Raw genomic sequence first — 12,699 nt, 5'->3', positions numbered from 1 at the left:
TTGATAGATTATTTTTTCGTAAAAAACTGTTTATTGCCGTCTTCTGACCCTTCCAACGATATTTCCCTAATCCCTCCACGATCATCACAGACTGTTAATCGTCCTGGAAATAGCTCCGCAAGGTAAACGACAGTTTCCTCAATAGCTCCAAGCACCCGGTATGTCCATGTGGTATCACTACCTCTGGACCACAGCAGAAAGTATTCACCGCCCTGTTCTTCTGGGTTTATTGCGGTTGTTACAATCCTGCCATCCCCGAGGATGGCCAGATTCTGCCCTGTAAGATACTGCTCACCTGGTAGAGTAAATCCAAGATCAGCGTATAGTGCCCTGCGGTTCATCAATAAATGACTGCCACTTTCCAGAAGCAAGCTTGAAGTCACCCACTGCCCGCTGGTTCTTGTCGTCACCTGAATCTGGTGACCAGACGAATCCCTGCTGAAGATATTGCCATTACCAGTCACGCCAATGACCTGCTGCCCGCTTAAAGAAAGCTGCTGCAATTCAGTGGTTTCACCCTGGCCAGTTTCATCCCCTGCCTTGATCACCCGGATACGGGGCTCTCCTTTTTTGGGAACCATAACCACAATCAGTTCGTCACTGTTTCCACCTATATGCAGCTGAGCCGGCGTGTCCGGCAGTTGCGATAACAGGGAGGGCTGCCACTGCCCCTCCGACTCCGTCCATCGCGTCAGCAGAACCTGATTGCCAGTCCGGGTCGCAACAATAAACTGCTCTGGCCCCAGGGGGTGAAAGGCCAATAGCGGAGGGAGCCGGTCAGGTATTTGAGCCTGGGAGCCTTCTTCCAGAAATGAGACTGCAAAACCACCACCGGGTGCATAAGTCACCACACGCCCGTCGGGCAAGATGCCAGCTGCGGTTCTATAAGGTGTCAGTAAACGCCCTTGCCAATTGCCAGAACTATCTGCATCAAGGGATACCACTCTATGATTGCCGTAAACTCTTACCTGATTCCCATTCACTGTAAACTGGTCTATTGCCTCAATAGAGATGTTTCCTATATAGAAATCCTGTAATAAGAAAAAGCCATTTCTCCGTCTTTCCCAAAGATTCAGCAGTCCGCTGGAAGATAGAGATAAAAAGCGGTTACTGTTTCCCTGCCGGATAACACAGATCACAGACACTGGAGCTCCTGAGGCTCTGAACTGCCTGCAATGCCTATTACAGTGAGAGTGGCTTCGACATCCATGGTTGCAGTAGTGTTTAGGATGCTTCACCCAATGCTTTTCTAAATCATCATTTGTATACAGACTCGATTGTTTGACATAAAATCCTTGCCCCGGTTCCTGCCAGGCGTAATTGCAAGTTTCATGATTACAGGCCGGACAATGTTTCCCATGATTATGTCTGGCCTGATTGTTCTCTCCGTCATCATCATCGTCATCATCGCTGTTATAGGTGTGCCATTGCCCTTCTCCTTCGGTTTTCCCGGAAGCACTCCCACAGAATGAGGCTGTTCCTGTTTTATCCTTTTTATCATCCGTTTTATCATCAGTCGTTTTTTCTTGCCTGGAGCGTTCATTGCCTCCAGCGGTGGGGCTGGTATTGGGCATGCTGATCAATCCAAAATGAGCAGCAGATAATAGCAGGGGGACGGAAAATACACGCAAATTCTGTACAGGATAATAAAGGGAGTAAGCTTTTAGCCCGCGTTCAGTCATTATATAGGGATAAATGGAAAAGCCAGTCGGAACCCGGGCGAGGGCAAGCGGGCCATACCCCGTCACCACAATCAGTCCGACAAATAACAGCTGATGATAGTTTCGTTTACGTCCCGAGTTCATCAAATAATACCTCTCCACCGACTGACATAAATAGTTTTACAATGGTTTTGCAGCACAGTCTTTGCATTCCCTTGCAAATTCAGCCGGAGAGTATAGTTCTGGAATTCAACTTATGATTCCAGTTTTTCAAGTCGTTGGCAGTGTGGTGGTGTTGGCCAGGGGGGAAGTCATGTTCAGGCTGGTCACGTTCTGCGCTCCCGGCACAAAGGTAGCCTCCCCTCCCATAACGTTGGCATTGAAAGGCGCCAGGCTTTGCACCAGCTGTTGGAAATGCTGCTCTATCCGCGCTGAACCCTGGTTGGTCTCGGGCACCCGGAGCCGGGCTTTCCCGCTCTTTTTATCCCCGGCTGGCATCAGGCTGGCAGCCAGGCGCTGGCCACTGATGATCTTCCCTTCCGGTGTCTCCGGCCCAAACCGGTTAACTCCGGGCCCGGCCAGCGTCCGGTTGCGCCCCGTTACCCAGCCTGTGGGGTCACTGGTGTAACGCCGCCCTCTGAAGTAGATGCTATCCAGTGCCGACAGGCTAATCACCGCCAGTTCCGCGCCCTGGTGGGGGATCACTACGAAGGTATCATTCAGGCCGGTACTGCCCGGGTTATCCACCGTCGTCTGGTTCAGGTTGCTGCCACCGGTTTTGCGGCGCAGGTTGAACTGCACCTCCTCCGGCTCGAGGTCAGTGAGGTAGAGCCGGGTGCTTTTCTTACCCTCCAGTGACCTCAGGTTGCTTCTGGAGCCTGACGACAGGATAACAGTATGTTGCCCCTGGCTGTCAGTGACGGTGGCATTCCGTGATGACCGGATGTCGTAAATGTCATCGCCAGCATCACCATTAAGCTCCACCGGAGTTCGGTTGATGGTTTGCCGGGTGTTTGCCTGGCCGCCTTTCTGGTCTGGGTCTCCCAGCAGGAACAGGTCATTGCCGTTATGGCCATAGACCTCGCGGATCGCTTTTTCCGGGGCGATATAAAGAATGTTATTCAGGCCGTTGCCGTCCATCTGGGGGCTGGCTGCCTTCGCCCCGTCAAATAACCGGGGCACCGATGGTGCCAGCCGTTCGGCCAGCTCCATCATTTTAATCCGTTCGTTGGCCTGCTCACCGGCAAACACAAAGCCATCGAAAGGCATGGCCTTAGACAAAGTCGTCACGATTGAGGGGCTGAGCCGCTCAAAAACCAGTATCCGGTCATCAATGGCACCCAGGTGAAACCGATAGTCACCGGATTCCAGCGCCCAGTTATCGCCACGGGCAACCAGTTTCAGTGATGACAGGGAGAAGGGAAAGACTTTGTGTCGTGTTTGTCTGCCCATCTCCCGATCAACCAGCAGGACATTCAGGCTGGCGGTGTCGGTTCGGTTCATGTGCCCCTTGCGTATGAGGTTCTGACCGCGCCATATGGTAACGGTCAGCCTATGGCTGGTGCTTTCAAAAGCAAACCGCAGCGCCTTGATATCCACATCATAAAACACACCGAAAACCGGCTGTTCGTCCAGCATGGCCGGGTTATCCAAAGCCAGCACCGGGTAAGGGCTGGCTTTATCAAACACGGGGCCATAGTCGTCCAGTTGCTCTTTGCCGATCACCGGGAAACCAAGGGTGTTGTTCCACTGGGCCAGGTATTTGGTTTTGTTTTTCAGGTTCAGCTTTGCGGGTGCCTCAAAAACCGTAAACTCATGCCCCCCTATGGTTTGCGTCTGGTTTGTGCTCCGGGCGGGGGAGAGGCAGTTGTGGCAACCCCGGCCATCGTCAAAGTCGAGGTTATAGTAGCCTGAAGCGGGCTTGCTCCCTTCCGTGCTGAGCTGACGCACCCGGACGCTGCCCCGGGCAAAGCGATACCCCTCGACCGTCATGCTGGTCGTGCCATTGACCGCCCCGCTGACCGCCCCGCTGACCGGTTGCACGGTTAGTTTCAGGGTGTCTGCCTGTTTCTTCGGCACCAGCAGGAAGCCAGGCGCCACATCAATGAACAAGGGTCTGTCCGGGGTGGCAGGTACAGGGGCTGGAGGCAATGCGCCGGTGCCGGCCGCCAGTGGCGGCATATAAATACCCTGGTTGGCCTGAACCTCTACCCGTAACTGGTCAAGCGTAAAGCGAGCGTCGTTGAACTGAATGCCTGTGGGTTTTGGGAGGGGGGCCAGCGGTGCCGTCCAGACCTGCTTGATCCGCAAAACACCTTTAGGATCAAAACGATCAAGGATCAGAAGGTCATTCTTGTCACGCAGGAGGGTGCTTTGAAACGCCGGGGCATGAATACGGATGCGCTGAGACTGGCCATTGTTATCCCCGGGGGGCGTTGCAGCAGGCTGCATTTCCAGCTTAATGATCACCTGCGCGCAATAAGTCAGGTCACTGAACTTCATCGAAAAGGAGTCATTGCCGCCCTTGCCGTCAAAGTAAAGGGTCAGGTCATGGGGACGGTCCGGGTTCGGGGTTAACCGCCTGGCGCCTTTGCCCCTGTCGAAGTAAAGGGTATCCAGCAAAAAGTCAGAGATGGTTAACCGGTCATCCCTGCCGCTGCCATAGACCCGGAGCCCATGACCGTCCCGGCTCACCTCAATGTCTAACAGGCGGCTAAGCTCCTGCGCAAATGGGCTTGCCCCGTCGAATGGCTTATGAGCAGGTATGGCCCGATCTTTGTCAATAAAAAAGACCTTGCGTCTTTTACGGCTGAAACACAAAGCTCCGGTTTGCGTGAGCTGGCCGGAACGACGGCCGGCGTCCAGTCTACCAATCAGTACCAGTTCATCATCCTTGCGGGTTTCGGGCCCCAGGAATAACAGGTTATCCTGTGTGTCATACCATGCCTGGCGGAATTTTTTGGCTTTCAGCCAGTCGGGTGCAAACTCAATCTCCAGCAGTGGCTGCTTCGAAAAGTTTTTATAGGGGGAGGGCATATCAGACGATAGCAGGCTCGATACTTTCCCGGACAGCCTCGGCCAGACATATTTGTAAGATGTGGAGGCTCCGTAGATTAAATTACCGTTACTACTGACCAGAAGGCTATAAGCCCCCCGCTGTTGTTTCTGAGTCTGCTGGTCATTGGTTAAATGAAGGCCGGAGAGCGTTTTGTGACCATCGACAACAGTGAATGAATAATGCCCACTGCGGCCTTCCCATTGCTGTCTGACGTTATTCCAGAAGTAGCTTGCTTCAGGGTTGTCGTCACCGTCCTCACAGGGCACGGAAACGTCCGGACGAAGCACCTCGGGCAGCAGGCTCGGGACAACCCGGTTCCGGGGGCACTCGGTCAGTGGTTCCGATGTCGGGCCGGTGCTGGGTATCGTTCTGGTGCTGAGTGTAGGGTTGGTGCTGAGTGTTGAGTTGGTGCTGAGTGTTGAGTTGGTACCGGGGGTTGGATTCCCGCCGGCTACCGGACCCATGTAAAACCGGTAGGGGATGCTGTCTTCCTCGCCCTTCAGGGCCATCAGGGAGTTGCCATTGTCCCCTCCTATTCTGAACGCATCGTCGGCATTGGCGGCAAACAGCCGGTCTCTGGAGCGCAGATACCAGAAATCCATCTTTGCTAAAAAAGCGGGCAGGGGCTTACCCTTCGGTGGGTTTACCATCGGCAGTCGGACCAGGTCCGGGGCTTCTTCACCAAAATCCAGCGCAAACTGGTCGCAAACGCCCCTGACGGCTTGCCTGAGATCCGTAAGAAATGCAGAAGCCTGCCGGGGGCTCCAGTTTTCCGGGGCAGTCTTGTCCTCACCAAAATGATCGGCATACAGTCCGTCAACGATGACCCCCATATCCAGGTCAGTCAGGTCGATGCTCGAGTCTTTGGGCAACTGATAGTATTCCCGGGAAGCGTCCGCTAAGGAAGGCAGGCTTAATCGAATGGACTCATCATTGTCGCTATAACCGTAATGCCAGCCAGTGAACTGGTAAGTTTCCAGGGGGGCGCTGCCCAGGTGGGTACCGTTCAACAGCGCGTCATTGGGGATCATCAGGATATAGCCGTTACGGGTAAAGGCCAGGATACCGTTCTTAAGGGATCTGACGTCCAGAAAATCGCCCTTGCCGTCCCTGACATTCAGGGCGCTGCGGCCAAACGTGACAAGATTCAGCGTGCCCGGCGAGGTGGTCAGCAGGTCTGCGTAATCCACCCGGGGCCGTTCTATCGAGACATAATAAAGTGCGCCCACAGTGCTGCTGTGCATCACATAGTAGACGGTGTCTCCTTTTCTGAAGCTGTGCACCGGCGAGTGGTCTTTGATAATCGAGCGGGTCAGCTCCGGGGCCAGTTTCAGGTAGACACCCCCCAAACCGGTTATCTCAACGCAGTCCGTTGTCACCGATTGACGCCGGGCAATATCGTCTTCAGAGGCGAGCTGGTACTGTTTTGACGCGTCACTATACGTCAGGCGAATCACTTTCCGGCCATTGCTGCCTGCCAGGCACCGGGCTTCCATCTGCTCTTTGTCGTAAAAATCAATGGCGCTGGACAGGTACGTCATCACGACCTTGTTTTTTGTATCATAAAAGCCACTGCGGAGCAGGTGGCTGGCATTGTCTTTTCTGACAAGATTAACAGGCAAAAATCTGGTGGAGGGCTCGCTATCAGCCACCTGGTCCAACGCTTTATCATGGGTGAAAAACGTCGTACTGATAAAAACAGGGGTTACGTTGAATGGATGAACAACCGGCCCCGGTACCGGGCGCTCAAGAGTAAACCAGACCCCGGCATCGGTCATCACCATCAGCTGCGGTTCCGGATCGTCAGTGACTTTGTAACTTTTTATTTCATAATTAAGTGCAAGGCGGCCTTTAGCGCTGAATGTTTTGTTGTAGTGGCATGTTCTGCTTGAGCTCTGGAGAGAAGCCGGTTCAAAATACAGCCACCTGACGTGACGGTTGTAGAAATAATATCCCGTGTTCGGAGCCCCCGTAACAGGGATAATATGCCCCTGCTCTTCACCCGGTTGCCGACAAAATGTAATCTCAATGTTGTTGCTGCGGTCATACCAGACCTGTAAAAAAACCCGTTGTATAGTCTTCTGCAAAATAACCGGCACGAACCGGCCAGGGAAAAGATACCTGGTACTGCCTTTCGGGGCGGGCTTGAGCCGGAAAGCGTAACTGTATTCATTACGGTTAAAGGCCGCCTCAATCTCTGTGAAATACCGGACTCGTTGTGCCGACTCCTGAATTGGCCCTTTCGAGATAAAATAGAGCAGCTCTATTGGTGCTTTATTGTGAAGGGGAGCGACCTTAAAGCCCGCGTTATCATCAACGATCATGACCTTGTAATGGTTTTTTTCTTCCTCGCTGAGGGCGTCTTTCGGTAGATCAAAATAAACGCTGGCGCCACCCAGCTTAAAAGTAAACCCATCGTCGGTCCGTGAAAAACCGCAATGCTTCCCTTCATACAAATTGTAATATCGATTAATACACTGAACCTCACGATCCCCATGGTAATACAGGCTAAACGAAGCCGACCTGGCGTTCTTCAGGTTCTTCAGGTTAATAGACCAGTTGTCCTTGATGATCAGCCGGTAATTATTCTTGCTGTTGTCAGGTACGTTAACGGTGTACAGAAGCCCCCTTCCAGTATTGCTCGGCTCCCGAATTTTTGGCGGGAATATAATGTCATGGTCTTCGTAGTCCAGATTCAAAAGTACGTCCGTGTGCCTGGACTCTTCCCTGACAAGCCGTTGAATCATATACCCCTTCTCAACCGTATTAGACTGGCTGCTTCCCCTTGGGTTATCACCCTTGACCGTTTTTGTGTCGTAATACTTAATCTTTGCCCCGGAGTTGTGGATCGCATCGAAAAAGCGCCGGCTACCTGAGTCGGGAATGGTTCTGGCATCATCAAACTCCGTATACTCCCCTCCGAAGTCCCAGTCCAGCCGGGCCGGCATAATAACGGTGCCTATTTTATCGGGCATAATGCCGGTGACATTGAAAATACCATCCGTACACTGATAAAACGACAGCCGTCTGCCCGCCTTGCAATCGCTCTCCACATAGCTATAGATAACATCCGTGAAATCACCCAGCGGGAACAGCACCGCAGACACCGTCGTACCTCTTTTTTTTGTTTCAAAGTGCTGGTGCCTGAAAAACATTCGGCCATAATCAAGCTGCTTTCCCTGAAGGTCAATTTTCTTTAAGCCCACAGAGAACGTCTGGTTCGTGGCCGGATTGAAGTAGAAATCAGCGGTTTCCCTGTGGGTCTCTGGAATCAGGCCTTCCTGGTTCAGAAAATCATAAATTTTGTTGTTAATCTCAAACTGGTCACTACCGAACTCATCCTTTATTTTTTTAAAGATACGATCGACGACGGTTGGGCTCAGGGGATAAAGTGCCCCTTTTAACTCATCATTGACCCATCCATAATCGCTTTTGTTCGGATTGGTAAGAATTTTCCTGACCGCCTCAAGGGCCCTGGTTTTGTTCTCCTCGCTGATGGGGAAAAAGCTGTCCGGGTTCAGCTCCCGGTATATGTCATTGAACTTTTCTACGGCTTGCCTGGCCACCTGCAACTTCCGCTGTATCTCAATTTCTTTCATCTTGCCGGCGAAGAACGCCTCCGCAATCAGCATCCCCAGGAAAACCGCTACCGCGACGGCCGCCCCCACCGGTCCGGAGGCCACTAAAGAGAACAGGGCGGCCGCCAGGCCTACGCTTTCGACAATGAGTTTTGACCGGTATAAATCCTTAATATCATCGTCTTCTATCTGGGAGTATTCGTAAGCCGTTAACCCGGTGCTGAACGCCATCAATCCAACACCGGCCGCCCCGAGGGCCTTGCCGGTAAACTTGACCGCCTTCACCGCTTTGCCATAGCGGGTTAGCCGGGTGGTTGTCGCCAATGACTTGGCCGAACCCGCGCCACCAGGGGGAATCCGTTTCACCACTTTTGTTTCACTGGGCAGGATCCGGCTAATTGGGCGGCTGTCCTTAACCAGGTTAACCACCTGGCCCGCCAGTTCCGTCGCCTGGGTGGCCTCCATCCCCATATTCACATAACTGTGCATCACCAGGGCGCGGTATAGGGAGTCTGACATTCCCTCGGTTTTTGAGACCTGTTCAAAGAAGGCTTCCCGCTGAATGATGATCATCAGCATCTGGACACTGTCAACCAGGGAGAGGGCCTCAGAGACGTAACCACTGGTTCGGGTGGGCCTGAACAGTTTTTTTAGCTTATGCCGGAACCCGGAGGGCTTGATAGCCTTGTTTTGACTGTCCAGGTAGTTTTTTAACTCTGCGGGTGCGGTACTCATAAACTGCAGGTTTTTTTTTGTCTTGGTACCCTCCCGGATAAAATCCATGTGCCACTGGTTGTTCACTTTTTTTAACGTGGTCAGCAACGGCGTATAGTCAGAACCCGCAGGGGTATTCACTTCGGGGGAAGCCAGCCAGTCAGAAAAGTTCCGGACCAGCTGTTCAAATTGCAACTGCTTGTCAATATCCGCATTAATCGACTGAGATTGTGGTGGATGCAGGGCAAGCACATCACTCTTCCAGTAGCGGCGAAGTGTCGTACCGTGTCCCTGCCACCCCCGGGGGGCAAAGGAGGCAGCAAAAGCGGGTGCCGCTAAAGCAGACGTCAGGGGACTCACTGCCTGGTGGTCGCTGACCGCTGCCAGATCCTGCAGCCGGCTGTCTGGAAAGGCTTCACGGATGGCCTGCGCAGAAGAGGAAACCAGGGCATCCAGCTGACCCACCCGACCATCGGCCACCACGTCCCCGACGCATTGGGCTCCCAGACCGGCAGCGAACGATTCGGGGCTGCCCACCAGGCTGACCCGGCTGGTACTGCCGCCCTGAACCAGGGGAACCACCAGTCCATCGGCTGAGACCAGCACGCTTTTGCCGGGAATAAACTGAAAGGCCTCAGCGCGGCTGTCGGGCTTGCTGGCCAGTTCTTTAGCCGACGCAAAAGACGCCTCGTCCAGGGCAATAATGCTGTGTTTTCCCGGGGACGGCTTCAGGGCTGCCTGCGCCACTCTACGACGGTAGCCTTTTATTTCCTGCTGAAGTTTAAACAGGGCGCTATCTTCCGGGGCATCGACCAGGGCAATGTCCTTTTGCAGACCATCGAGAACGATCTGGGTTTTATCATCGGACAGCAGCTTGAGGGAATCGATGAAGGGTTCGGGGTCATTACGGCAGGAAGCGGTTGAGGCGGAGCGCCTTTTTCGGGTGGGGGCAACCCTGCAAAAGTCGGGACTCTGTGACACATAGCTGAATGGTTCAGGGTGCCGGGCTTTAATAATACCACCGACGTCTTTAAGGCTGCCCACCACCACTTCAATTTGCCCGTTAGCGATTCTCTTTTTTAATTGTGTAAATGGCCGATCCCGATCCAGCATTCTGTGAAAAAAACTAGAAATCCCAGTATGCTCTTCTGCAATCATTGTAGCCATGATGTCAATTTCGAGACCAAGGTATTCTTTTGTTTCTTCATACCATAGCTTGTAAGATGACCATTTCATTGCCTCATTGAGTACCCACTGTAAGCCTTCTGCATACTGGGGATGACCCAGGGCAATGATCCTGCCATTGAAATCTTCATTCCCTGCAGCCAGGACAATGACCTCAAGAGTAGCGGGAATAATAATGTTCCCCCGACGAAGGCGTTCATAAAGCTGAGCAGAATCAAATGCCTGTTGGGAATCACGTGTAAGAGAAAACCCCTTGTGTAGCGATATAGTATCGCTCATTATGCCTTGCGGTTTATATTGTAACTGGCCAGGCCTTGTTCTAAGTGACAGTTTGCCATCAAGAAGCTTAGTTTCAAAAATAGTGTTAGCGGGCTTTCTGAGAATCATATTAACATAAGAATTGCTATTTTTACTGCCAATTCTAAAAGCATATAAATTCCCAAAAAAATTACTGAGAACAGACAATTTGTTATGAGTCACTACGACCCCGGCAGAAATACCTTTTTTTTCCAGAGCACGTAGCAAAGAACCTCCAAAGGTATCCTCAAGGGTTTCTTGAGAGGCGGACTCCAATTTTGGATCAATGAATTGGAAGAACTTCTCGAGATGACAAGACCTAATTCTTATTTTTTTGACCCCTCCCCCATCAGGGAGGACTTTAGCGATAATATCCGCAATTTCACTGGCATCGAATTCTCCAACCTTCAAATACTCCCCATGAGCTGTCACAATAATTTTTGAGTTTTCAGTTACCGCTCGCTCCTCCCCTGCCAAAGTAATAAGGCGCTGTTGATCATTGTCCCAGAGCATTAACGACGATCGGTCAGGGTTCCGCTGAAATAACAAAGCGCCTCCGTACATAATGTCAGGCTGGGTGTCAGCAATAATAATCACCTTGTGATCATAAGAGGTGTCTTTTACAGTGGCGATATCAAAAGCCAGGTCAATACCATGAGTTCCTCCCTTTGAGGGGTCAGGTTCATAAATAAAGGGCGTACCTGGATAGCGGGTATTCACTTGCCCCAGATTACGGGCTGTAAGCTCAAGGCTTCGTCGACCTAATGCATCACCATAAGGATCCATAGGTGTAACAATCCCCCTGTTTCTGAGCTGAAACAGTGCATCAAGCGCAGTAGTAACGTATTTTTTTTCCTGTTCGGCAGTCAGTCCTTTATTACTAATTTGTTGTTCTAAGTAGCTCTGAGTATCACTTACGGCCTGTAAAGCTTCTGGTGAAAATGTATCCCAGTCTAACTTCTTAAACCCAAGTCCTAACATATAGGGTTCCGATTTTATGAATGAAGCTATTCTTCTCACAGAAACAGTGATTGCCCCTGAATTAGGCTGAGCTGCCAAAAAATCAATATCCCCCTCATTACCTCCTACACTATCGGCAATCAAGAGCTCTTTATTTCCCATTTCCAGTGTGCCCAAAGGTTTAAAAAAACTATTCTCCGGCGCTTTCTTTGACGCCCTGATAATAGATTCCTCATAAGAGCCGTAACCATAATCCCTGAGCTTTGCAAGATAATTCTCTTTTAACGGAGCCTCCCTGTTAACAAAATGGCTATTAACCCTTTGCAGCAGCCCTTGAAGCCTTGCCTTCTTTTCAAGGAGATGGAAGCCTTCCTCTAGATCTTCTTTATTGACGACTGAGCTGGAGATTCCACCAAATCTTTTCCTGAACAGTGCAGATAGATCTTCACCGCTACTAACTTCAGAAAAAACATCATCATTTATGTCTGGAAAAGTATTTGCATCAATAATAACACCGCCATGCACTTGCAATACCTTTAACTGCATTAGTTTCCGGGCAAGTGTGAAATCAGCATAAGTGTAAGCGGCGTCATTATAAAATTTTTCTTCATCCTGACTTAAAGTGGAAATAACAGACTCCAAATCAACAACATTAACATTACTCTTTTTAAGCACGTCATAAATAGTTTGTTGCTCTTGAACAACCTCCTCCAGTATCTCTTCACTTTTTCCATGATTGGAAATCAGCCATTTTTTAACCACATTCGACCGTGTTTCACCTTCGGATGTAACTTGATGATTAATATTCGATGCCATTTGTTTCTGTCGTTGCCTGAAGATTTTCACATAATCATAAAAATCGCTCGATACATTCTTATACTTTTTTACTGAAAAACCATCTTGCCATTGCCTCTTGTTTTTCGCTCTTAACTCATCAATTTTAAGCAAATCGCTGGACATTGCCTCCAGCACAAGACGGTCAAAATAACTGTCCTGATCTTTCCATAATGTGACACTCCAGTCCGGATTGGCCTTCGCCCAGGTTTCAATCCTCAAGGCCTGAGCCTTTGTCAGCTCACCGATGACAACAAAATGTATTTGCCTGGGCAGTGGATTGTTTTGATCGGCTGGAACATTAGGCATGATTCATTACCTGTGTTTCTCTTTAGCTGACCCAACTGTATTACACGTCTATTTGCGTATATCTGATCCATTTGCCCAAGCTCTCATGCTGTACCGGTAACCA

General features: G+C 50.9%; 2 protein-coding genes. Both read right to left on the bottom strand.

Features of this window, described 5'->3' with window-relative positions:
* Positions 1–8: 8 nt before the first annotated feature.
* The gene (locus NX720_RS16750) at positions 9–1,805 is read right to left on the bottom strand and encodes a hypothetical protein (RefSeq protein ID WP_262596065.1); all 1,797 of its coding nucleotides are present in this window, start codon (positions 1,803–1,805) and stop codon (positions 9–11) included.
* A 126-nt stretch (positions 1,806–1,931) separates the two neighbouring features.
* On the bottom strand, positions 1,932–12,596 hold the full coding sequence (locus tag NX720_RS16745) for a TcdA/TcdB catalytic glycosyltransferase domain-containing protein (protein WP_262596063.1): 10,665 nt from the start codon (positions 12,594–12,596) through the stop codon (positions 1,932–1,934).
* Positions 12,597–12,699: the final 103 nt, after the last annotated feature.

Origin of the sequence: Endozoicomonas euniceicola, from assembly GCF_025562755.1 — a bacterium.
GTDB lineage: Bacteria > Pseudomonadota > Gammaproteobacteria > Pseudomonadales > Endozoicomonadaceae > Endozoicomonas_A > Endozoicomonas_A euniceicola.
Note: the sequence above shows the minus strand (reverse complement) of the source record. Positions and strands in the feature narration are given on the sequence as shown.

Excerpts from the sequence above, each read along its gene's own strand:
- NX720_RS16745 (WP_262596063.1), bottom strand. The coding sequence starts at position 12,596 with ATGCCTAATGTTCCAGCCGATCAAAACAATCCACTGCCCAGGCAAATA.
- NX720_RS16750 (WP_262596065.1), bottom strand. The coding sequence starts at position 1,805 with ATGAACTCGGGACGTAAACGAAACTATCATCAGCTGTTATTTGTCGGA.